The 23,898-nt window shown below is 42.3% G+C and carries 22 protein-coding genes and 7 tRNA genes; 17 read left to right on the top strand and 12 right to left on the bottom strand.

Annotated elements, in window-relative coordinates:
* Entirely contained in the window at positions 1–885 is an 885-nt protein-coding gene (ispE, locus tag AC0L4E_RS04045; RefSeq protein WP_473678113.1) for a 4-(cytidine 5'-diphospho)-2-C-methyl-D-erythritol kinase, read from the top strand.
* 104 nt (positions 886–989) lie between these two features.
* Positions 990–1,937 (top strand): ribose-phosphate pyrophosphokinase, encoded by a 948-nt coding sequence (locus AC0L4E_RS04040; protein ID WP_473678112.1) that lies wholly within the window; start codon positions 990–992, stop codon positions 1,935–1,937.
* Between the two features lie 85 nt (positions 1,938–2,022).
* Here AC0L4E_RS04040 and AC0L4E_RS04035 read toward each other — a convergent pair whose 3' ends face one another.
* From AC0L4E_RS04035 to AC0L4E_RS03985, 11 genes are all read right to left on the bottom strand, one after another.
* Positions 2,023–2,511, bottom strand: a complete 489-nt coding sequence (locus AC0L4E_RS04035) for a GNAT family N-acetyltransferase (RefSeq protein ID WP_473678111.1) — start codon at positions 2,509–2,511, stop codon at positions 2,023–2,025.
* A gap of 216 nt (positions 2,512–2,727) precedes the next feature.
* Positions 2,728–2,802 (bottom strand) — tRNA-Gln (locus AC0L4E_RS04030).
* A 57-nt stretch (positions 2,803–2,859) separates the two neighbouring features.
* Positions 2,860–2,944, bottom strand: a tRNA-Leu gene (locus AC0L4E_RS04025).
* 108 nt (positions 2,945–3,052) lie between these two features.
* Positions 3,053–3,129, bottom strand: a tRNA-Met gene (locus AC0L4E_RS04020).
* A 5-nt stretch (positions 3,130–3,134) separates the two neighbouring features.
* Positions 3,135–3,209 (bottom strand) — tRNA-Gln (locus tag AC0L4E_RS04015).
* A gap of 26 nt (positions 3,210–3,235) precedes the next feature.
* A tRNA-Gln gene (locus AC0L4E_RS04010) sits at positions 3,236–3,310 on the bottom strand.
* Between the two features lie 47 nt (positions 3,311–3,357).
* Positions 3,358–3,442 (bottom strand) — tRNA-Leu (locus tag AC0L4E_RS04005).
* A 124-nt stretch (positions 3,443–3,566) separates the two neighbouring features.
* A tRNA-Met gene (locus AC0L4E_RS04000) sits at positions 3,567–3,643 on the bottom strand.
* A gap of 215 nt (positions 3,644–3,858) precedes the next feature.
* Positions 3,859–4,950 carry a redox-regulated ATPase YchF gene (ychF, locus tag AC0L4E_RS03995; RefSeq protein ID WP_299568714.1) on the bottom strand — a complete coding sequence of 364 codons (1,092 nt, stop codon included), beginning with the start codon at positions 4,948–4,950 and terminating at the stop codon, positions 3,859–3,861.
* Positions 4,951–5,053: 103 nt separating this feature from the next.
* Positions 5,054–5,641 carry an aminoacyl-tRNA hydrolase gene (pth, locus tag AC0L4E_RS03990; RefSeq protein ID WP_473678110.1) on the bottom strand — a complete coding sequence of 196 codons (588 nt, stop codon included), beginning with the start codon at positions 5,639–5,641 and terminating at the stop codon, positions 5,054–5,056.
* Positions 5,642–5,859: 218 nt separating this feature from the next.
* On the bottom strand, positions 5,860–7,083 hold the full coding sequence (locus AC0L4E_RS03985; protein WP_473678109.1) for an FAD-dependent monooxygenase: 1,224 nt from the start codon (positions 7,081–7,083) through the stop codon (positions 5,860–5,862).
* A 196-nt stretch (positions 7,084–7,279) separates the two neighbouring features.
* On the opposite strand from AC0L4E_RS03985, the gene AC0L4E_RS03980 reads away from it, so the two are divergent.
* From AC0L4E_RS03980 to AC0L4E_RS03950, 7 genes are all read left to right on the top strand, one after another.
* Complete coding sequence (locus AC0L4E_RS03980; protein ID WP_473678108.1) at positions 7,280–7,831, top strand: hypothetical protein; 552 nt, start codon at positions 7,280–7,282, stop codon at positions 7,829–7,831.
* A 93-nt stretch (positions 7,832–7,924) separates the two neighbouring features.
* Positions 7,925–9,352: a tRNA (N6-isopentenyl adenosine(37)-C2)-methylthiotransferase MiaB gene (miaB, locus tag AC0L4E_RS03975; RefSeq protein WP_220751407.1), complete on the top strand. Its 1,428-nt coding sequence runs from the start codon at positions 7,925–7,927 to the stop codon at positions 9,350–9,352.
* A gap of 143 nt (positions 9,353–9,495) precedes the next feature.
* The gene (locus AC0L4E_RS03970) at positions 9,496–10,587 is read left to right on the top strand and encodes a PhoH family protein (RefSeq protein ID WP_473678107.1); all 1,092 of its coding nucleotides are present in this window, start codon (positions 9,496–9,498) and stop codon (positions 10,585–10,587) included.
* A gap of 7 nt (positions 10,588–10,594) precedes the next feature.
* A complete protein-coding gene (gene ybeY, locus AC0L4E_RS03965; RefSeq protein WP_473681506.1) occupies positions 10,595–11,077 on the top strand; it encodes an rRNA maturation RNase YbeY in 483 nt (160 codons plus the stop codon).
* 50 nt (positions 11,078–11,127) lie between these two features.
* On the top strand, positions 11,128–12,006 hold the full coding sequence (gene corC / locus AC0L4E_RS03960) for a CNNM family magnesium/cobalt transport protein CorC (RefSeq protein ID WP_220751402.1): 879 nt from the start codon (positions 11,128–11,130) through the stop codon (positions 12,004–12,006).
* A 46-nt stretch (positions 12,007–12,052) separates the two neighbouring features.
* Complete coding sequence (gene lnt / locus AC0L4E_RS03955; RefSeq protein ID WP_473681504.1) at positions 12,053–13,582, top strand: apolipoprotein N-acyltransferase; 1,530 nt, start codon at positions 12,053–12,055, stop codon at positions 13,580–13,582.
* On the top strand, positions 13,579–14,073 hold the full coding sequence (locus tag AC0L4E_RS03950) for a prepilin-type N-terminal cleavage/methylation domain-containing protein (RefSeq protein ID WP_473678106.1): 495 nt from the start codon (positions 13,579–13,581) through the stop codon (positions 14,071–14,073). Before lnt ends, AC0L4E_RS03950 begins: the two co-directional genes overlap by 4 nt.
* A 114-nt stretch (positions 14,074–14,187) precedes the next feature.
* Here the strand turns inward: AC0L4E_RS03950 and AC0L4E_RS03945 are convergent, their stop codons facing one another.
* Positions 14,188–14,688, bottom strand: a complete 501-nt coding sequence (locus AC0L4E_RS03945) for a zinc ribbon-containing protein (RefSeq protein ID WP_220751398.1) — start codon at positions 14,686–14,688, stop codon at positions 14,188–14,190.
* A gap of 120 nt (positions 14,689–14,808) precedes the next feature.
* On the opposite strand from AC0L4E_RS03945, the gene leuS reads away from it, so the two are divergent.
* The 8 genes from leuS (at position 14,809) to rodA (ending at position 23,810) form a co-directional block, all read left to right on the top strand.
* Positions 14,809–17,388, top strand: coding sequence for a leucine--tRNA ligase (gene leuS / locus AC0L4E_RS03940; RefSeq protein WP_473678105.1), 2,580 nt, complete (start codon positions 14,809–14,811; stop codon positions 17,386–17,388).
* A gap of 182 nt (positions 17,389–17,570) precedes the next feature.
* A complete protein-coding gene (locus AC0L4E_RS03935; RefSeq protein WP_473681502.1) occupies positions 17,571–18,065 on the top strand; it encodes an LPS-assembly lipoprotein LptE in 495 nt (164 codons plus the stop codon).
* Positions 18,065–19,096, top strand: coding sequence for a DNA polymerase III subunit delta (gene holA / locus AC0L4E_RS03930; RefSeq protein ID WP_473678104.1), 1,032 nt, complete (start codon positions 18,065–18,067; stop codon positions 19,094–19,096). The genes AC0L4E_RS03935 and holA overlap by 1 nt, the downstream gene beginning before the upstream one ends.
* Positions 19,097–19,143: 47 nt before the next feature.
* Entirely contained in the window at positions 19,144–19,851 is a 708-nt protein-coding gene (gene nadD, locus AC0L4E_RS03925; RefSeq protein WP_473681500.1) for a nicotinate (nicotinamide) nucleotide adenylyltransferase, read from the top strand.
* Between the two features lie 99 nt (positions 19,852–19,950).
* Entirely contained in the window at positions 19,951–20,280 is a 330-nt protein-coding gene (gene rsfS, locus AC0L4E_RS03920; protein WP_102528089.1) for a ribosome silencing factor, read from the top strand.
* On the top strand, positions 20,280–20,750 hold the full coding sequence (rlmH, locus tag AC0L4E_RS03915) for a 23S rRNA (pseudouridine(1915)-N(3))-methyltransferase RlmH (RefSeq protein ID WP_055025767.1): 471 nt from the start codon (positions 20,280–20,282) through the stop codon (positions 20,748–20,750). The genes rsfS and rlmH overlap by 1 nt, the downstream gene beginning before the upstream one ends.
* Before the next feature lie 94 nt (positions 20,751–20,844).
* Positions 20,845–22,701: a penicillin-binding protein 2 gene (gene mrdA, locus AC0L4E_RS03910; protein WP_473678103.1), complete on the top strand. Its 1,857-nt coding sequence runs from the start codon at positions 20,845–20,847 to the stop codon at positions 22,699–22,701.
* Positions 22,698–23,810: a rod shape-determining protein RodA gene (gene rodA / locus AC0L4E_RS03905; RefSeq protein WP_473678102.1), complete on the top strand. Its 1,113-nt coding sequence runs from the start codon at positions 22,698–22,700 to the stop codon at positions 23,808–23,810. Before mrdA ends, rodA begins: the two co-directional genes overlap by 4 nt.
* Positions 23,811–23,898 lie beyond the last annotated feature (88 nt).

Raw genomic sequence — 23,898 nt, 5'->3', positions numbered from 1 at the left:
ATGACCACCGCGACCTTGAACACTGATGATACTCAAGCTGCAATTTCAGCAAACTGGCCTGCACCTGCAAAGTTAAACCTTTTTCTGCACATTACTGGTCAAAGAGCTGATGGTTACCATGAATTACAGACATTATTTCAGTTTATTGATCAATGTGACTTTTTGGATTTTTTACCGACCGAAAATAAAACACTTAAGTTACATTCAGAATTATCTAAAGTTGTCGCAGAAAAAGATAACTTAATTCTAAAAGCCGCAAAATCTTTACAAGAATATTGCAATTATCAAGGCGGCGCAGAAATTTGGTTACGTAAAAACTTGCCAATGGGGGGTGGTTTAGGTGGCGGTTCTTCCGATGCAGCAACCACATTAATCGCCTTAAACAAGCTGTGGAATTTAAATTTATCGCAACAAACTTTAGCCGAAATCGGCCTTAAACTTGGCGCGGATGTCCCTGTTTTTATTAATGGTTTTGCAGCTTTCGCCGAAGGCGTCGGTGAGCGATTAATTAACGTTGAAACACAAGAGCTATACTATTTAGTGATTGTGCCTGATGTGCATGTATCTACTCAGGCTATATTCCAAGATCCGTTGTTACCTCGTGACACACCTAAATTAGCAATAGATACATTAATGAAGAAAAATTGGTCAAATGATTGTCAGAAGTTGGTCGCAGAAAAGCACCCTCAAGTTGCCAATGCATTGAGCTGGCTGGTAGAATATGCGCCGTCAAGAATGACCGGAACTGGCGCATGCGTCTTCGGTGAGTTCGAACAGCAGCAAACAGCGCTAGATGCCTTGGCTGAACTGCCAAAATCTATGCAAGGTTTTGTTGCTAAAGGCTTGAATCAGTCACCTTTAGTGACCCGATTAAGCCAAAGCTAAAATATTTCTAAAAGTGTTTTACGATAAAATTACTTGTTCAGTTCACAATATTTTATCTACATTTTTAGCCACTAACATTAAAGCCAACACCTGAGGTTCATAAAGTGCCCGATATCAAGCTCTTTGCTGGTAACGCTACCCCTAAACTAGCCAAAAAAATAGCCGACCGTTTATTTTGCAAACTTGGCGATGCAGTAGTAGGCCGTTTCAGCGACGGTGAAATCAGTGTTCAAATCAATGAAAACGTACGTGGTGCTGATGTATTCATCATTCAGTCTACTTGTGCACCGACTAACGACAACCTAATGGAACTTATCGTTATGGTTGACGCGTTACGTCGTGCATCAGCTGGCCGTATCACAGCCGTTATTCCTTACTTCGGTTACGCTCGTCAAGACCGTCGTGTACGTAGTGCTCGTGTACCAATTACTGCGAAAGTTGTTGCTGACTTCCTTTCAAGTGTTGGTGTTGACCGCGTACTGACTTGTGATTTACACGCAGAGCAAATTCAAGGTTTCTTTGATGTGCCTGTTGATAACGTGTTTGGTAGCCCAGTGCTACTAGAAGACATGTTAGGTAAAGAACTTGATAACCCAGTTGTGGTTTCTCCAGACATTGGTGGTGTAGTACGTGCTCGCGCCGTAGCTAAACTACTTGATGATTCTGACTTAGCCATTATCGATAAGCGTCGCCCACAAGCGAACGTTGCTCAGGTAATGCATATTATTGGTGACGTACAAGGCCGTGACTGTATCATCGTTGATGACATGATCGATACTGGCGGTACTTTATGTAAAGCTGCAGAAGCATTAAAAGAACATGGCGCAAACCGTGTTTTCGCTTACGCAACTCACCCAGTATTTTCAGGCAACGCAGCGGCTAACATTGCAGAATCAGTAATTGATGAAGTGATTGTTACTGACACTGTGCCATTAAGCCCAGAAATGCTTAAAATTGAAAAAGTGACCCAACTGACTATGTCAGCTGTACTTGCAGAAGCTATCCGTCGCGTAAGCAACGAAGAGTCTATCTCTGCAATGTTCCGCCACTAAGTGTTCCGTCACTAGAATCTGAATATACAGGCTTATTTATTGAGTCTGGATTAAAGATTAAAACGCACTCAATTGAGTGCGTTTTTTATTGTCTATTTTTAAATTCAAGCTTCATCACCTTGGCATTTAGGCCATAACTTTCATTAGCCACTTGCTCATCATCAATCTTAAAGCCCATTTTTTGCCAAAAAGGTACCGAACCTTGAATAGCAACCAACTGTATTTGCTGATAATGGTTTTGTTTAGCCACTAAAATTAACTGCTCAACCATTTGTTTACCCACGCCAGAGCCATTTAATGAAGCTGATACCGCTAAATCATGTAAAAACAGCTTGGTATTATATGTTTGCTTAAAAAGTGGCTGATAGAGCTTAGGGGGCGTTTTATCATCCCATGTATGCGCCAATAAGTACGCGCCGACATTATTATCCAAATAAACAAAACAGCAATGGGGCGAATGTAACCACTTACCTCTTAGCACTTCAAGTGACTCAGGTTCTATATCAACATAAGCACGAGACTGCAGCGTAAATATCTCAGGCCACAATGATTCAATAATGGGTTTAATTGGCATAAAACGCTTGCTCTTAAGGATGAATGGCATCGCCATCTTAAAATTATTAAAGTTAGTCTAACAGACTCATTTGATATTTAAGATCTAGTGACACACTAATATGACTGATTGGTATTGGGGTTTAATACTAAAGTACAGCTAGGTGGAAACGCTGGATTTCAGGCAACAAAAAGCCCGTCATAAGACGGGCTTTTGCTTTAACCGTGAGGCTAAATTTGGCTGGGATACCAGGATTCGAACCTGGGGATGCCGAGATCAAAACCCGGTGCCTTACCACTTGGCGATATCCCAAAATTTGGATATGTATAACTTAAACTAGGAAGATGTACATATTGAAGAAAAATTTGATGGTACGGGAAGAGAGACTTGAACTCTCACACCTTACGGCACCAGAACCTAAATCTGGCGTGTCTACCAATTCCACCACTCCCGCATCAAATTTTTACCAGAATAAACTCATTTACATCATGAGTAAACTCTGTTTCTTGCTCTTTTCTAACTAAGTAGTAAAAGGATGACCCTCTATTCTACCTTCAAAATATGGTAGCAATGGCGGGACTTGAACCTGCGACCCCAGCATTATGAGTGCTGTGCTCTAACCAGCTGAGCTACATTGCCGAAGATGGCTGGGATACCAGGATTCGAACCTGGGGATGCCGAGATCAAAACCCGGTGCCTTACCACTTGGCGATATCCCAATAATCTTTTACTACTTACTTTAAAATGGCTGGGATACCAGGATTCGAACCTGGGGATGCCGAGATCAAAACCCGGTGCCTTACCACTTGGCGATATCCCAATCTAAAGTTTTTTAGAAAACCCGCTATAAGCCAGCTTTCTTAATAATGGTACGGGAAGAGAGACTTGAACTCTCACACCTTACGGCACCAGAACCTAAATCTGGCGTGTCTACCAATTCCACCACTCCCGCACTGACTCTGTTTAACATCCAGAACACGATGCTCATTTAACCTTGAGAAGGTAGCTAGTCATATTTCTAAAATCAAATTGATTTTAACTAACTAGCAAATCTCATCTTTTACATCTTGAGAAGATGGTAGCAATGGCGGGACTTGAACCTGCGACCCCAGCATTATGAGTGCTGTGCTCTAACCAGCTGAGCTACATTGCCACTTCATTCTTACTTGCCCTCGTCGTGAGGACGGGGCGTATTATGCTTATTCAGAGTATCGAGGTCAACTGCTTTTTTTAGCTATTTTCATCAATTGTTGTTGTTCGGCTATAAGTTCACCAAACTGAGCGTCAAATCGACAAAATATCCCAATAAAGCTAACCTCAATACTCCATATCGGTGTTCTTCAGACTATTATAGTTTGAAAATACCGACTAAACGTTAAATAGGAAATGCATAACATCGCCATCTTTAACGATATAACCTTTACCTTCGACACGTAATTTACCCGCATCTTTAGCGCCGGCTTCACCTTTAAACTCGATAAAGTCATCATAGCTCATTACTTGAGCACGAATAAAGCCACGTTCAAAGTCAGTATGGATCACACCAGCAGCTTGTGGTGCACTCGCGCCTACTGAAACAGTCCAAGCGCGAACTTCTTTTACGCCTGCAGTAAAGTAGGTTTGTAAATCAAGTAAGTCGTAACCTGCGCGGATCACGCGATCAAGACCTGACTCTTCAAGGCCAAGGTCAGCCATAAACTCAACACGGTCATCTGCATCCATTTCTGCAAGTTCTGATTCAATTGCAGCACAAACTGCAACAACCACTGCATTTTCTGTCTCAGCAATCGCTTTAACAGCATCTAAATGCGGGTTATCTTCAAAACCATCTTCAGCAACGTTAGCAATGTACATAGTAGGCTTAAGCGTTAAGAAGTTAAGGTACGCAACTGCGGCGATTTCTTCTTTGCTTAACTCTAATGAACGCAACATTTGGCCTTCATCTAAAGTTGGACGCATTTTTTCTAATACTTCAACTTCAAACTTAGCTTCTTGGTCGCCACCTTTAGCACGCTTTTGTTGACGGAAAATAGCACGTTCTAAGCTATCTAAGTCAGCAAGGGCTAATTCAGTATTAATCACTTCGATATCGCCAGCAGGGTCAACCTTGTTAGCAACGTGAACGATGTTTGGATCTTCAAAACAACGAACCACATGGCCGATTGCATCAGTTTCACGGATGTTAGCAAGGAATTTGTTTCCTAAACCTTCACCTTTAGATGCACCAGCAACCAAACCTGCAATATCAACGAATTCCATCGTTGTTGGCAAAATACGCTCAGGGTTAACAATTGCTGCTAACTTATCTAAACGGGAATCCGGTACAGGAACAACGCCTGTGTTTGGCTCAATGGTACAAAACGGGAAGTTAGCTGCTTCAATTCCTGCTTCTGTTAATGCATTAAATAGTGTTGACTTACCTACGTTTGGCAAACCAACAATGCCGCATTTAAAACCCATATTTGTTACCTTTATATATGTTGAACTGCATCAAAACTGAGGCAGTGAATATCAATAGTTATTTTGAAACGAATAATGTTACTGCTTATATAAGTAGTAATCGTTAAACCGCTTTAAAAGTATGTAGCCTGTTCATGGCTTTCGCCATGTCTTGCTTAAATAATATTTCAGTTGAACGCACTGCTTCGTCGATCACTGCATCCATCTTTTCTTGTTCAATGGCAGGCGCTTTTCCAAGGACATAACCACTAACACGGTTTTTGTCGCCAGGATGGCCAATGCCTATACGCAAACGATGAAATCCTTTGTCATTGGCCATTTTCGCAATAATGTCTTTTAAACCATTATGACCACCATGACCGCCGCCGAGTTTAAACTTAGCCACGCCGGGTTCCATATCAAGCTCATCATGAGCAACTAATATTTCTTCCGGCGTAATTCGAAAGAAATTGGCCAGTGCCCCAACAGACTTACCGCTAAGGTTCATAAAAGTCGTTGGTATTAACAATCGCACGTCTTTACCGTCAATCGTCACCCTGGCAGTCAGGCCAAAGTATTTGCTGTCAGGTACTAGCGTTGCGCCGCATAAGCGCGCTAATTCCTGCACATACCATGCTCCAGCATTATGACGAGTTTGTGCGTATTCAGCACCAGGATTGGCAAGACCAACAATTAGTTTAATTTGACTCATTAGCACTCATTTTTAGCGAAAAATAGGACCGCGCTTAGCTCAATTCTTCGATAATACTCTTCGTTATAAAAGTACCGAATAAATACCGTAAATAAGTACTGTAATTAAGTACCATAAAAGTATCGATTTACGAATTGAAGGCGCTAAAGCGCGGCATTTTAACACTCAAATCTGAACTCAACAAATACCCTGCATCATTTATAGTCAGAATATCTATTTCACGCTAAGCCTAAGGCGTATTTGAGGACTTTCTTTTTGATGGGGTTGTCATGGTTTGCAAGCTTTAACATGCCATTACGCAGTAGTTTAATTGGCAGTAAGTCATTACTAAAACCAGCATAAAAAGCATCCATAGCAGACATCATTAATAGATTATCGCTGTAACGCTTACATTGGTATTGCTTTAGTGTCGTTTCTGTCCACCAAGGACGGTCGTTACCAACAGCATCTGCGATTGTGGCAATTAATACATCAACGTCTTTAAAGCCAATATTGACCCCCTGACCTGCAAGCGGGTTAATCGTGTGAGCAGCATCTCCTAATATCACCACGTTATCTTGGCAATAAGATTGAGCGTGGCGGCGAGTTAACGGAAAGCTGCCACGATCAATAACGGTAAAGTCACTGTCTAATCGCTGCGGGAAGTGTTGCCTGATTTGCTCAGCTAACTGTTGATAATTAAGCTGCATTAATTGTTTAATGCGGCTGCGGCTGTCGTACCAAACTAATGAAGCATTATTGCCAGGAAGCGGTAATAAAGAGCGCGGGCCTGCTGGAGTAAACTGTTGCCAAGTGACATCCTGCTGCTCAGTTGCCGTGGCCACATTAATCAGCATCGCTGATTGGGCATAATCCCAACCAGTAATGCCAATACCAGCCCACTGACGAACTTGCGAATTAGCACCGTCGGCACCAACAATTAATTGACTCTGAAGTTCAACACCAGATTGTAAAGTGACTTTTACTTGCTGCTGTTCATCGGCATTGATACGCTCGAAGTGGCTCACACTATCAGGGCAATAACGCTTGATATTGTCCATGGTGTCGATTTGCTGCCATAAACAAAGTTGGATCAGACGGTTTTCAAAAAAGTACCCTAGATGCGGTTCATCAATTTGCTCTGCATGGAATTGGGTGATGCAATCTTCCATTTCCCATGTTTCTAAGCCTTTATAAGCTACGTGGCGTAAAGAAAGTAACTCATCCATTACCCCAAGACGCTCGAGTAATTGCTCTGAAGCAACACTAATAGCAGAAACACGTAAATCTAAAGCTTGTTCTGGTTCATAGGGTTTTGGTTGATAGGCTTCTATCATGGCAACATCTAAACCCAGCTGACCCAAACCAACTGCAACCGCAGCACCAACCATACCTCCGCCCACAATCACTACATCGTGATGGATTAAATTATCTTGGCCTGCTTGATTTACTTCATCTTGCATTGTTGAACCCTTCTCATAGCACTTTGTACTTATTATTAGCAATTAGCCCTAACGGTTAAAATATGTACAAACGTGTCTGTAATCGCTTAATCGTGTCGATATGTTTCTAGATAATCTTTGAGCAACACTTGCTTACAATGGTGACATATTAACCAGTAAACCTCTTCTTATACTGAAACTGTCAAATGGAAACACCTTGCAGCAAATCCGCCATGCCAAGGTAAGAGAGGATACTATGTCTAGTCACAGCACGGTCGTAAATTCTACAAAAATTAGCACCACTAATTTGAGACTACCACTTGCTCATAAAGCCAAAAAGATCACTCAAGCATTTGTAACAGGTCTGTTGGCCACTGCCGCATTGTTTTCAGTTCCATCACAGGCACAGATTCAGCCAATGGAAACAGTCACAGTCATTTACCGTTCTTCGTTTGATTATGCCTTATATCAACAAACCACGGAAATGCTCACACGCTTTAATCGAGAGCTACCACAAAAAAATATTACCCAAGCTCGTCAAGATAATGTGGCAATGGCTCAAGAGTTTGGTTTTTATATCCAAGAGGCTAACGAATTAGTCTCATTTGATTATCATGCCAATGCACTGCAACAAAACTTGATTGCTAAAGCTCGTGCAGATAATCAACAGATGGCCAAACAATTTGGCTTTTTTACCAATCAATCAAACGAGTTAGCTAACGTAGATAAATACCCTGAAAAAATAAGGGTATTAAGCTTTTCAGAATAAAGCTCACTAGATGTGCACAAAGGCTAGCCAGCGAGCCTTTGTGCAGTTAAAATATGCGGCTATTTTTCTGTGGTATATAGAACGGCGTATCTGATGAGTAAAAAACTACACATAAAAACCTGGGGCTGTCAGATGAATGAATATGATTCATCTAAAATGGCTGACTTGCTGGACGATTATCAAGGTTACACCTTGACTGAGGATGCTGAAGAAGCAGACGTACTGCTGCTTAACACATGCTCTATTCGTGAAAAAGCACAGGAAAAAGTGTTTCATCAGCTTGGTCGCTGGAAAACCTTAAAAGATAAAAATCCTAATTTAATTATTGGTGTTGGTGGTTGTGTTGCTTCCCAAGAAGGTAAAGCAATTAAAGAGCGTGCCCAATGTGTCGATATCATTTTCGGCCCACAAACCTTGCACCGTTTACCTGAAATGATCACTCAAATTAATAACGGCGATAAAGCGGTTATCGATGTGAGTTTCCCTGAAATTGAAAAATTTGACCGCTTACCAGAGCCAAAAGCTGATGGTCCGACGGCGTTTGTGTCAATTATGGAAGGCTGCAGTAAATACTGTTCATTCTGTGTTGTACCTTATACTCGTGGTGAAGAAGTTAGCCGTCCGGTGGATGACGTAATTTTAGAAGTCGCGCAACTTGCTGAACAAGGTGTACGTGAAGTTAACTTGTTAGGTCAAAACGTTAACGCTTTCCGTGGCCCTACTCACGATGATGAAATCTGTACTTTTGCTGAGTTATTACGTTTGGTTGCCTCAATTGATGGCATCGACCGTATCCGCTTTACTACCAGTCATCCGATTGAATTTTCGCAAGACATCATTGATGTATATGAAGATACCCCAGAGCTTGTTAGCTTCTTACATCTTCCTGTTCAATCAGGCTCAGACCGAATTCTGACGAACATGAAGCGCGGACACATGGCGATTGAATATAAATCGATTATTCGTCGTTTACGCAAAGCTCGCCCAGATATCCATATCAGTTCTGACTTTATTATTGGTTTCCCTGGCGAAAGCCAAGCTGATTTTGAAGACACAATGAAGTTGATTGAAGATGTCAGCTTTGACCATAGTTTCAGCTTTATTTACAGCGCTCGTCCTGGTACGCCTGCAGCAGACTTACCTGATGATGTGACTATGGTTGAGAAAAAGCAGCGTCTGGCTATTTTACAAGACCGCATTACCCAGCAAGCGATGCGTTATAGCCGCCAAATGTTAGGTACTGTGCAACGTATTTTAGTAGAAGGTCCTTCTGTAAAGAATCCAATGGAGCTTCGTGGTCGTACTGAAAATAACCGCGTGGTGAATTTCGAAGGTAACCCTAAGAGCATCGGCGGATTTGTTGACGTTGAAATCGTTGACGTATACACCAACTCTCTTCGTGGCGTGTTTGTTCGCGCTGAAGATGAAATGGATTTACGTCGTAGTTTACGTCCGTCTGACATTTTAGCTAAACACAAAACTGATGATGATTTAGGCGTAACTCAGTTTACTCCTAACTAAAGATTAAAATCAGTCATAAATTTTAGTTAATAAAGGCGGCTATATGCCGCCTTTATTGTGCTTTTGCCCTAATAGCGTGGTATTTTAGGTGCAACACTCGTAGACTCATTGTTAATAAACATATCGTTTTTGGAGCATTATTTTTGTCCACTAAAGTTACAACCATGAATTTGTATCTCGAGCCTGCAGAGACTCGAAGAATCGCCTCATTATGTGGCCCTTATGATGACAACATTAAACAACTTGAACGCCGCCTAGGTGTTGAAATTGTACACAAGAATAACCACTTCAAAATTGTTGGTTTGCCTCGTAATGCCTTTAACGTTAATAATTTATTGAAACAGCTATACATTGAGACCCAAACCATTAAGGGCAGCACGCCTGATCTTGAGCCTGAAAGAGTCCACTTAGCTATTCAAGAAGTGATAAATCTAGAAGCTGAATCTTCGGCTGAAGACGATACTCTGCACATTAAAACCAAACGCGGCATTATCAAGCCACGAAATCCAAACCAAGCTAACTATGTAGCAAACATTGCTAAGCATGATATTACTTTTGGTATTGGGCCAGCAGGTACCGGCAAAACCTTTTTAGCCGTTGCAGCTGCAGTCGATGCATTAGAGCGCCAAGAAGTACGCCGTATATTGTTGACTCGCCCTGCTGTTGAAGCTGGCGAAAAACTTGGCTTCTTACCGGGTGATTTAAGTCAAAAAGTCGATCCGTATTTACGTCCGCTTTATGATGCATTATTTGAAATGCTCGGCTTTGAGAAAGTTGAAAAGCTGCTTGAGCGCAACATCATTGAAATCGCCCCACTAGCTTATATGCGCGGCCGTACATTAAACGATGCCTTTGTGATTTTAGATGAAAGCCAAAACACCACGGTTGAGCAAATGAAAATGTTCTTAACCCGTATTGGTTTTAACTCGCGCGCGGTTATTACTGGTGATATCACCCAAATCGATTTGCCTCGCAGTCAAAAATCAGGACTGCGTCAGGCGATTGAAGTGCTTAGTGAAGTGAATGACATCAGCTTTAACTTCTTTATGTCTCAAGATGTCGTGCGTCACCCTATTGTTGCCCGCATTGTTGAAGCTTATGAGGCTTTTGATTCAAAAGAAAGCGCCTTAAAAGCTGAAAAAGAGCGTCAATACAAACAGCGACAAAACGCATTTAATGAACAAATGACGAATGAAGACGTCAAAGCTGTGGGAGTCATTAACAATGACAGTTAAGCCCCCTATGGACGTTAAGTTAAGTTCAAATCTCGATTTAGATCTCGACTTACAAATTGCAGTGGATGACCCACAAGCTATTCCGACTCAACAAGAGTTTGAGCTATGGGTCAAAACAGCACTAGGTAACACTATGGAAACCGCTGAACTAACCATTCGAATCGTTGAGAATAGCGAAAGTCAGCAGTTAAACCATACTTACCGCGGTAAAGATAAACCGACCAACGTGTTATCTTTTCCTTTCGAGGCGCCTCCAGGTGTTGAATTACCACTTTTAGGTGATTTAATCATTGCAGCTGAAGTCGTAGAACTCGAAGCAAAACAACAGAATAAGCCCCTTGTTGCACATTGGGCCCACATGGTTATTCACGGCTGCTTGCATTTGCTGGGTTATGACCATATTATCGACAACGAAGCTGAAGAAATGGAGTCATTAGAGACTCAACTCATTGAAGGCTTAGGTTTTTCAAATCCGTATAAGGAAGCATAAATAAGTCAAAGGATTGCATGAAAGTGCCGCCAATGATTTAGTAAAATATTATGAGTGACGACATCCCACCGAGTACCAACGCCCGTAAAAAAAACTGGATTGACAAAATAGGTCAGTTGTTTCAGGGCGAACCTCAAAATCGCGAAGATCTTGTTGAAGTAATTGCGGGCGCTGAAGAGCGTGACTTAATTACTGAAGACACACGCGAAATGATGAATGGCGTATTAGAAGTATCAGGATTGCGGGTACGCGATATCATGATCCCTCGAAGCCAAATAGTCACACTACAAATCGATAGTACAGTTGATGAATTACTGGAAACAGTAATCGAGTCAGCTCACTCTCGTTTCCCTGTAGTAAACGAAGACAAAGACCATATCGAAGGCATTTTGCTTGCAAAAGATTTGCTTAAATATGGCTTCAAGCAATCAGACCAGCCTTTCTCGCTGCACCAAGTCATTAGGCCTGCTGTAGTGGTTCCTGAAAGCAAACGCGTCGATGTGCTACTCAAAGAATTCCGTTCCCAACGTTATCATATGGCCATTGTGGTCGATGAATATGGTGGGGTATCCGGTCTTGTTACTATTGAAGATATCTTGGAAGAAATCGTCGGTGAAATCGAAGATGAGTTCGACCATAGTTCAGTAGAAGATACGGAAATCAAAAAGATCAGTAACACCGTGTTTATGATTAAAGCACGCACCCCTATTGATGAATTTAACGAAGCTTGTGGTACTCAATTCAGCGATGAAGAATTTGATACTGTCGGCGGCCTTGTGTCACACGCCTTTGGTCATTTACCAGAGCGTAATGAAAGTGTCCTAATCGATAATATCGAATTTAAAGTCACTAACGCTGATACAAGACGGTTAATTCAACTGAGTGTTAAGTTACCTGATCCTAAACTTCAAGAAGATAACGACGACTAACACTGTGCTTAAAAAACTAAATATCTCTAAGTCATCACTGTTAAAGATGGTGACGGCTTTTGCTGCGGGCGCAAGTACCACTCTCGCTTTTGCTCCTTACGCAATATGGGCTTTCTACCCTGCGGCAATGATATTTGTGCTCTATCAAAGCCGACACTTAACCCCTAAAGAAAACTTCTTTCATTGGTTAAGTTTCGGTTTTGGTTGTTTTGCTTTCGGGATCAGTTGGGTTCACGTCAGCATCGACACTTTTGGCGGTTTACCGCTAATCGTCTCAATGGGCTTAATGGGCTTATTAGCACTGTATTTAGCGCTATATCCTGCATTAGCGGGGTATCTCACCGCCAAGCTCAGTCAATTCCCCCATTTTAAACATTGGCACCATCCATTTCAGTATCTCGGTTTATTCCCTGCTCTATGGGTATTAACTGAATGGATGCGTGGCTGGGTGCTAACAGGGTTCCCATGGTTATGGGCTGGTTACAGTCAAACTCAAGGACCCATTTCTGAACTTGGCAGCATTATTGGTGCGCTAGGGTTAAGTTATCTTATCGCTCTGTTTTGCGGCAGCATTGTTTTAGTCTTAAAGAAACGTTTTATCAGTGCTGCAGTAATCACCGCAGTCATTATCATCGCGACTCTCATTACGCCTTTGACTTCTGACATTAGCCCTCGCGGCGAAACCGTTAGAGTAGCGTTAGTGCAAGGTAATATCGAACAAAGCATGAAGTGGGAGCCAGATGCGCTATGGCCGACATTACTTAAGTACATGGACTTAAGCCGCCCAAACTTTGATGCCGATATTGTCGTATGGCCAGAAGCTGCAGTACCTGCACCAGAATCTATGGTGGGTGACTTTTTACATAACACCGACAAAGTCGCTAATATGAATAATAGCGCCATCATCACAGGTATTATTAGCTTACAACAGCAAGAATTTTACAATTCACTCATTGTACTCGGTAATGCTAATCAAACTGTCCAATCTCATGGTGATTATCAAGGCAATGGCACTAACGATTACAAAAAGCATCACTTACTGCCTATCGGTGAATTCGTCCCGTTTGAAAGCCTGTTAAGGCCATTAGCGCCGTTTTTCAATTTACCTATGTCCTCTTTTGCTCGCGGTACATACCAGCAGCAAAACTTGAATGCCGTGGGTTATCAAATAGCCCCAGCGCTGTGTTACGAAATCGTCTTTCCTGAGCAATTACGCGCTAATATCAATGAAGATACAGACTTGCTGTTAACCGTTTCAAATGATGCTTGGTTTGGCGACTCTATTGGGCCACTGCAACACATGGAAATTGCTCAAATGCGCTCGATTGAATTAGGTCGTCCTTTGGTTCGAGCGACCAACAATGGTGTCACCGCAGTTGTCGATATTCATGGTCGAATCACTCATCAAATTCCGCAATTTCAAGAAGGCGTATTAGTTGCAGATGTCCCCTTATATGACGGTGAAACTTGGTTTAAACGCATTGGTCAAACACCATTACTGTTACTCTGTGGTTTGTTGTTTTTAATTGGTTTAACTCAGCAAATAATTCTTTGGAAAAAAGGCCATCGCGATTGAGTTTGAAACGATTTAATCAAGGGTTTACCTTAATAGAGCTTGTGGTGGTCATTATTATTTTGGCCATACTGGCTATTATTGCTGCCCCAAAATTTATCAATATGTCCACTGAGGCTCGTATCAGCGGCTTGTCACAACTTAACGCCAGTGCGAAATCAGCAAATAACTTAGTCTATGCTCGCTCGCAGATGAGTAGCTTTTCAACTCAAACTGTAGGAAGCCGTGATGATTTGTTAGATATTGATTTAGAAGGTGACGGCAGTTTTAATACCCGCCTTAAGTGGGGCTATTTAGATAATACCGATATTGAAGATTGGCTTATTCTTGATGACGGTTTCACCATTGAGTATCGCGGTATTGCTGATACCTTTATCGGTTATGACCTTAGTGGTGACGGTGAAGTGCTAGATGACAACTGCTATTTTCACTACGTACAAGCCAATAGCGCGACAACCCCGCCTGAATATAATAATGTCACAACAGGTTGCTAGCTGCTATAACACAGCCAGCAAGACAGCACTCTTTCGAGAAAACCCAAATCACTTAATTCAAACAGCTCATTTAAGCAACTCATTCAAACGGCTCATTTAAACTGCTAGGCTTGTTTAAGGCGCTAAAGATTCTCGGGTAAACATTTCATTATCACATTGTGGGCAATCTGGAATTAAACTCGGAAACTCGATACTCATTTCATGATTACACTCAGTACAAATCACCTTACCCTGATTAATCACCTCACCCGCCATGTAAAAGCCCTTATGCTTAAAGTCTTGAGCAATTTCATGCCACTCAACTTGGCTGCGGTCAGTAATTTCGCCTAACCAATGCCAAAGGGTGTTTTCTAGGGTGATCACAGTCGGGCTATAACTGAGATTATCGGCATTTTCGTCCTTTAGGTAACTTGCAATGTCACGCTTTAAAAATTCTTCTACTAAAGCTAACTCTTCTGCTTCGGCTTCTGACTTCAATTGCAAATAATCTTTACACTGGGTAACTGATGCAAAAAGGCTCTTTGCAGTCAATGAGTTATCTTCATCATACCGTTGCTTAACTTGCTCGAAAAGCGTGTGATAAAGTGCTAATAACGCTGAACTTCGTCCACTCATAAAAAATACTCCTTCATCTGAACCTTTTTAATGCATCACTTCTAGTTTATTCTATGCAGATCTCACTCGCGCTTTTTAGCGTTAGATCAAACAATGGGCGGCATAGGCCGGAATAGATTGATGCAAGAGCAATATAATCCCTCAGAAATTGAAGCCCTAGTGCAAAAGCACTGGGAAGACAAAAAAACCTTCGAAGTAACAGAAGATGAAAACAAAGAGAAATTTTACTGTCTCTCTATGTTCCCTTATCCATCTGGCCGACTTCACATGGGACACGTCCGTAACTACACCATAGGTGATGTTGTTGCTCGTTACCAACGTTTGCAAGGTAAAAATGTATTACAACCTATTGGTTGGGACTCATTCGGCCTACCTGCTGAAAATGCGGCAATCAATAATAAGACTGCCCCAGCACCGTGGACATACGAAAATATCGACTACATGAAGAACCAACTTAAGTTATTAGGTTTTGGTTATGATTGGAGCCGTGAAATCGCCACATGTACGCCAGAGTACTACCAGTGGGAACAATGGTTCTTCACTCAGCTTTACGAAAAAGGCTTAGTCTACAAAAAGACTGCGTCAGTAAACTGGTGTCCAAACGATGAAACAGTACTCGCCAATGAGCAAGTACAAGACGGTTGCTGCTGGCGCTGTGACACTGAGGTGGTTCAAAAAGAAATTCCTCAGTGGTTCATCAAAATTACCGATTACGCTGAAGAGCTATTAAATGATATCGATCAGCTAGACGAATGGCCTGAGCAGGTTAAGTCTATGCAACGTAACTGGATTGGCCGCAGCGAAGGTATCGAAATGACCTTTAATGTTGCCGGTAGCGACGAAACATTCGATATCTATACCACTCGTCCTGATACTGTAATGGGCGTCACGTATGTTGCAATTGCAAGTGGCCACCCATTAGCTGAGCAAGCTGCCAAGAACAACCCTGAATTAGCGGCATTCATTGAAGAATGTAAAAACGTTGATACTACCGAAGCAGCTATGGCTGTGATGGAAAAGAAAGGTGTTGCTACAGGTCTTAATGCCGTTCACCCACTGACTGGCAAAGAAGTGCCAATCTGGGTAGGTAACTTTGTATTAATGAACTACGGTACTGGCGCGGTCATGTCTGTACCTGCTCATGATCAACGTGACTATGAGTTCGCAAAGAAATACAACTTAGCGATTGAAGCTGTGATTAAGCCAGCTGACAACGAAGTAGACATCAGTGAAGCAGCATATACCGAGAAAGGTGTGTTGTTTAACTCTGCTGAATTTGACGGTCTTGAATTCCAAGCAGCTTTTGATGCCATTGACGCTAAACTGACTGCAGAAGGCAAAGGTAAGCGCCAAGTTAACTTCCGTCTACGTGACTGGGGTGTATCCCGTCAGCGTTACTGGGGCGCGCCAATTCCAATGGTGACCCTTGAAGACGGTACAGTAATGCCAACACCAGCTGAACAACTTCCGGTTATTTTACCTGAAGATGTTGTGATGGATGGTATTCAAAGTCCAATCAAAGCAGACAAAGAGTGGGCTAAAACCGAAGTTAACGGTCAGCCTGCTCTTCGCGAAACAGATACTTTCGATACCTTTATGGAATCGTCTTGGTACTACGCGCGTTACTGTAGCCCACATGCAGATCAAATGCTTGATCCTGCTAAAGCAAACTACTGGTTGCCAGTGGATCAATACATCGGTGGTATCGAGCACGCTTGTATGCACCTATTGTACTTCCGCTTCTTCCACAAACTGTTACGTGATATTGGTTTAGTTGATTCAAATGAGCCAGCAAAACGCTTATTAACTCAAGGTATGGTACTAGCTGATGCTTATTACTATAACAACGAGAAAGGCGCACGTGTTTGGGTTTCACCTGCTGATGTGACTGTTCAAGAAACAGATGACAAAGGCCGTGTAGTCAAAGCAGTAGACAATGAAGGTCATGAAGTGGTTTACACTGGCATGAGCAAAATGTCTAAGTCTAAGAATAACGGTATTGACCCACAAGAAATGGTTGATAAATACGGTGCTGACACCGTACGTTTATTCATGATGTTTGCCGCGCCACCTGAGTTAACGCTTGAGTGGCAAGAATCAAGTGTTGAAGGTGCGCACCGTTTCATTAAGCGTTTCTGGAAAACAGCACATGATCATGTTGCTCAAGGCGAAGTGGTTGCATTAGACCCTAAAGCACTAGACAACAATCAAAAAGCACTACGTCGTGAATTACATAAGACGATTGCCAAAGTCAGCGATGACATTGAGCGCCGTCAAATGTTTAACACAGCCATTGCTGCAATCATGGAATTAATGAACAAATTGCAAAAAGCCCCGTCTGCCAACGAGCAAGATCGTGCCCTTATGCAAGAAGCATTAACTGCCGTGACCCGTTTACTTTACCCAATCATTCCGCACACTAGCTTTAGCTTGTGGACTGCATTAGGTAACACTACAGATATCGAAGATAGCTTATGGCCAACCGTTGATGAATCTGCATTGGTTGAAGATAGTAAGCTCATCATCGTTCAAGTAAACGGTAAACTTCGCGCTAAAATCACTGTCGCTGCAGACGCTTCTAAAGAAGAAGTTGAAGCGCTCGGTTTAGCCGATGAAAACGTACAAAAGTTTGTTGATGGTGTAACAGTACGTAAAGTGATTTACGTTCCTGGTAAGCTATTAAATATCGTTGCTAAATAAACGATAATGATGCAGTTATCGTTATTTTTTAGATGATGATAAGTGCTCAACAAATTGCTTAACTAGACAGTAAGGTTGCTATTAATTAGCAACCTTACTTATTTCCCTGTAATCTGACTTCAGGGTTGCTTTAGCAATTAATATCAATTTAAAACTTAAGTAAAAGGATGCCAATAACAGTGATGCTAATAAAACGCATTAGCTTGGCAATGATGGCGCTGGTTATTCTAACCACTGCAGGTTGCGGCTTTAAATTACAACGCAGTTATTCTATTCCAGCAGAGCTTGAAGAATTGCACTTAAGCACTAACGATCAATACAGCGAACTTTCTCGATTAGTGAATGACAGATTACGTATTCATGCTATTTCAACCGTTGCTGCATCTGATACCACCCCAACACTCAGACTTGTAAACGACTCCCTTGAGCGTGCAACACTGTCTTTGTACCCAACAGGTAATGTCGCTGAATATGAATTAATCTACTTGGTTAATTACTCGGTCACTCTGCCTGAATCTGAGCCACAAACATTCCAAACTGAGATCCGTCGCGATTACCAAGACGATCCCCGTACCGCTCTAGCAAAAAGCCGTGAAATGGATATGTTGGTAAAAGAAATGCGCATTCAAGCCGCTGACAATATCATTCAAACTCTGGCCTCTATTGAGGTGGATTAATGCGGGTTTATCCAGACCAAATAAGCCAACATCTAAAAAGCCCACAAGGCTGCTATTTACTTTTCGGCGATGACCCTTGGCTTATTGAAAACTGTAAAGGCCAAATCTTAGCGGCCGCTAAAAAACATGGCTTTGATGAACGTGTTCATTTAACCCAAGAAACTGGTTTTAGCTGGAACGACTTAATTCAAGAATGGCAATCAATGAGCTTGTTTGCCAGCCGTCGCATTATAGAACTGACCTTACCTCAAGCAAAACCTGGTACAGAAGGCTCGGCTGCATTTATTTCAATGATGCAAAACCCGAACCCTGACATCATTTTATTAATCCACGGTCCAAAGCTTTCAGCCGAAACCAAAAGTAAATGGTTTAAAACGCTTGATGCCGCGGGAATTTATTTGCCATGTACGACGCCTGAAGGTAAGCAATTCCAGCGCTGGTTAGACAATCGAATTCAGTATTACAAGTTACACGTACAGATGGACGCTAAGGCCATGCTGTTTAACTTGTTTGAAGGTAACTTGTTAGCTGCAGAGCAAGCATTGCAGTTATTACAATTATTAAGCCCCAATGAGCCCATTCATAGTGATCATTTAACCGATTACTTTGAAGACCAGTCACGCTTTACCGTTTTCCAACTCACCGATGCATTATTGGGCAATCATCAAAAACATGCACAACACATGATTGTGCAGCTTAATGGTGAAGGCACAGCCATGCCGATTTTGATGTGGGCATTGTTTAAAGAGCTCAACGTATTGTTGAATCTAAAAACGGCTGTTGAGCAAGGTGCTCAGTTAAATAGCTTATGGCAACAACATCGCATTTGGGATAAACGTAAACCTTTATATCAAGCGGCATTAACACGTTTAACTCTTAATCAAATCGAACACATGCTGGCATTTGCTTCGAAAATGGAAATGAATTTAAAACAGCACGGGATCGAAGATTGGACGGCCATGAGTCATTTATGTTTATTGTTTGACCCAAATGCACACCGACGCTTAGCCCACATAGAACTTCAGACATGAGTCCAATTGTGACCAATTCAGTAGTGATAGATAGCAAACAAACAGGCATGAAAATAGGATTATTAGGCGGCACTTTTGATCCTATTCACTTTGGTCATATTAAACCCGCTTTAGAGGTTTTAAAGCAACTTAGCCTTGATAAAGTTTGGTTAATGCCAAATCATATTCCGCCCCATAAACAAACAACTCAAGTCAGCAGCCAACATCGACTCGCCATGACGCAACTTGTCTGTCAGCAATATGAGCAATTTGAAGTCTGTGATATTGAGATAAATCGTGATACTCCTTCTTACAGCGCCACCACATTGCAACTGTTAGCAGAACAATTTCCACAGCATCAGTTCTACTTCATTATGGGAACCGACTCTTTTATCCAATTACCTTCATGGTATCAATGGCAATCGATATTCGACTTATGCAATATCGTCGTGTGTCAAAGGCCGGGGTGGCAACTAGATAAAAACAGTCAAATGGCAGAATTACTCGCAAAAAATGCTGTTATTCCAACAACAGCTAAAAAAGGCAAAATATTCCCAGTCGATGCAACCTTGCAAGACATCTCCTCTACTGAAATACGGCAACTTCTCAACGAGGTCGCTATTTGTCACTCTCATAACGAACCTAACAATGCCTCAGGTTTCGAATCAAATACTGCTCAAACAAGCAAATCCACATTCGATTCAACTGTCGCGGCTATGCTACCTAATGTGATCCAGCAATACATTTACCAACATCATCTGTACCAAAATAAGTAAAACCGATTTTAGATGCTTAATTGAACACGGCTTCAATTGCGCTAGCTAGGGTATTTTGCGTATAATGCTCCGTTATTTTTACATATTGAGGTGAGTGACGTGCAGAGCACGGAATTAAAAGATTTTGTTGTCGATAAGATTGACGACCTAAAAGCCAAAGACGTTGTGGTATTAGACGTGGCAAACCAATCGCACATTACTGATTACATGGTAATTTGTTCTGGTACATCAAAAACTCATGTTCGTGCAATCGCCGAAAACATGATTGTTGAAGCTAAAACTGCAGGCAACCAACCTTTAGGTGTTGAAGGCCGTGATAGCAGTGAATGGGTACTCGTTGATTTAGGTGGCGTAATTTTACACGTGATGCAGCAGCAAACACGCGAATTTTATGACCTAGAAAAGCTATGGACTGAAAACGACGCCTAATGAAGTTACAACTGATTGCTGTTGGCACTAAGATGCCAGATTGGGTCACCCGCGGGTTTGAAGAGTACCAACGCCGATTTCCTCGAGATATGGCGTTAGAACTAATAGAAATCCCAGCAGGAAAGCGCGGTAAAAATGCTGATATAGCACGCATTCTTCAAAAAGAAGGCGAACTCATGCTAGCAGCTGTACCCAAAGGCAATCACATTGTAAGCCTAGATTTGCCAGGCAAGAACTGGGAAACACCCCAGCTTGCTCAGCAACTCAGTAAATGGCAACTTGATGGCCGCGATGTCAGTTTATTGATTGGCGGTCCTGAAGGTCTTGCACCAGATTGCAAAGCCGCCGCTAGTCAAAGTTGGTGTTTATCAGCCCTTACGCTCCCCCATCCATTAGTAAGAGTTTTGGTTGCCGAAAGCCTTTATCGTGCTTGGAGCATAAATAACAACCATCCCTACCACAGAGAATAATCCTTAATGGTAAAGCTCTGGTAAAAGTGAAGTTAATTCAGCTAATATAGCTAAGCTGAATTTGTCAGCCTGAACCCTATCGGAGATCGCTTAAGTGTCGCCAAAAAAGCGCATTGCCATGCACGACCACGCTGCCGAGGCGTCGCTATTCAAACGTCGTGCTTTGTTTACTTTCCTGTGCGTGTTTGTCCTAATCAGTATCTTGCTTTCCAACTTGTATCAGTTGCAAGTCGTCTCGTTTCAAGATTATGAAACTCGCTCAAACGATAACCGTATCCGTGTTGTACCTGTCGCGCCAAGTCGTGGACTCATTTATGACCGTCACGGACAATTACTCGCAGAAAACCAGCCATTTTATACTCTTGAAGTTGTTCCTGAAAAAACTGAAGACATGAACGCGTCACTAGATAAACTTAACGAGTATATTGAGTTAAGTGCAGATGAGCGTGAAACCATTACCGAGAGACTTCGCTATCACCGCCGCTTCAAACCTTTGACGATTAAATCTCGCTTAACTGAAGAACAAGTCGCGACCTTTAGTGTAAATCAGCACCAATTCCCAGGTTTTAGAGTCGAAGCAGGCCTAAAACGACATTACCCTTACGAAGGCCTCATGACCCATGTGCTCGGTTATGTGGGTAAAATTAATGCCCGAGACAGAACCTCGCTTGAAAAGTCTGGTCAGTGGAAAAATTACGCCGCCACCAATGACATTGGTAAGCAGGGCATTGAAAAGTTTTATGAGTCCTTATTACTAGGTAAACCTGGCCACTTAGAAGAAGAGGTCAATAACCGTGGCCGTGTCATTCGCACGCTTAAAGCGACACCGCCAACGCCTGGGCAAGATATTTATCTCACCTTAGATTTAAAACTGCAGCAAAAAGCCATGGAACTACTTGATGGTCGCCGCGGCTCTGTTGTCGCAATCGATCCACAAGATGGTGGTGTATTAGCCATGGTATCGAGTCCGACTTACGACCCTAACCTCTTTGTTCATGGTATTAGCTCTAAAGCCTATAGCGCTTTATTAAATGACACATCTAGACCGCTAATTAACCGAGCAACACAAGGCCAATATTCGCCAGCATCCACCATTAAACCCCATGTTGCGTTACTAGGACTTGAAGAGGAAACCATTACCGAAAAGACTCGTATTTGGGATCCTGGTTTTTGGCAAATTCCTAATGTAGAACGTAAATACCGAGACTGGAAGCGTTGGGGACACGGCTGGGTTGATGTTTACAGCTCAATTATGGACTCCTGCGATACATTCTTTTACGACTTAGCTTATAAAGTCGGTGTTGATAAAATGGCAGCCTTTATGTCCAAGTTTGGTTTTGGTGAACCAACTGGTATCGACATTTATGAAGAAGCAAATGGCATCATGCCGTCCAAAGATTGGAAACGCATGCGTTACAACCAACCTTGGTATATTGGTGACACGATTTCAGTAGGTATTGGTCAAGGTTATTGGACCACAACGCCACTACAATTGACCAATGCAGCCACTATTTTAGCTAACCATGGTCAGCGCTTTACGCCGCATTTATTAAAATCATTCAAAGATGAAATCTCTAAAATAGAAACGCCAATCGACGAACGTGAGCCCATCACACTTAATGACGATAATAACTGGGAAATCATCAACGAAGCCATGCGCCGCACTGCCGACAAATCTCGCTTTACTGATGCATCTTATACTGCAGCAATGAAAACCGGTACTGCGCAGGTATTCAGTGTTGCTCAGGATGCAAAATATGACTCAGAAACCGTTGCCGAGCATTTACGAGATAACGCATTAATTATTGCTTACGCCCCATACGAAAATCCCAAAATTGTACTCGCAGTGGTATTAGAAAATGCGGGTTGGGGTGGCGTTAACGCAGGGCCTGTTGCCCGCGCTTTACTGGACGAATATATGTTACGTGACGAATGGTTGGTGGCAGAATGAATGCATCACACCACCCCCATAAAAAGAACATTTGGCAAAAGCTACACATAGACCTGCCGTTGCTATTAGGCTTACTGGCATTAATGGTATTTGGTCTGTTTGTCATTTATTCAGCCAGTGGCGAAGATGCCGCCATGATGGAAAGGCAGCTTGTTCGCTTAAGCTTATCGCTGTGTGTCATGTTTGTGTTTGCCCAAATTAACCCAGAAATACTGCGGCGATGGGCACTGCCCATCTATATTGCAGGCATCATTCTATTACTTGGGGTGCATTTTTTTGGCACCATCAATAAAGGGGCGCAGCGCTGGTTAAACCTTGGGTTTATGGAGTTTCAGCCATCGGAGTTGATTAAACTGGCATTCCCTATCACCATGGCGTGGTATATCAGTAAATTCCCACTGCCGCCTAAAAAACGCCATTTAGCAGGGGGATTAATTATCCTTTTAATCCCTACCCTATTAATTGCTAAACAACCCGATTTAGGTACATCTATTCTGGTTGCCGCATCTGGTGTTTTTGTGTTGTTTTTATCAGGCATGAGCTGGGTTATTGTCGGTTCCTGTGTTGCTGCAATTTTGGCATTGCTGCCGATATTATGGTTTTTCTTAATGCATGATTACCAACGAACGCGGGTAATGACCTTGTTCGATCCTGAGCGCGACCCGCTCGGTGCGGGTTATCATATTATTCAATCTAAAATCGCGATTGGTTCTGGCGGTTTATGGGGTAAAGGTTGGCTACAAGGCTCGCAATCTCAGTTAGAGTTTTTACCTGAAAGACACACCGACTTTATTTTTGCTGTGATTGGTGAAGAGTTCGGTTTGATTGGAAGCTTAATCCTACTGGCTCTATACATGTATATTATTGGTCGTGGTTTAGTGATTGCCTCGCGCGCGCAAACCAGTTTTGCACGTTTATTAGCTGGCAGTATTACCTTGACCTTCTTCGTTTATATTTTCGTGAACATTGGAATGGTCTCAGGCTTATTACCTGTTGTAGGTGTACCACTGCCATTAGTCAGTTATGGTGGTACGTCGATGATGACTCTGATGATAGGCTTTGGCATATTAATGAGTATTCATACTCATAGGCGTTTCATAGACCGTTAAGTATTGCCCTGTATATTCTGCATTGGCTCTTTCAACCAAGGGCCAATACAGTAAAGTTCTGGTTAAGAGCTCAGATAACGAAACCAAA

Source organism: Shewanella sp. GJ50-10 (assembly GCF_055808815.1).
This window is presented reverse-complemented; position numbering and strand designations above follow the sequence as displayed.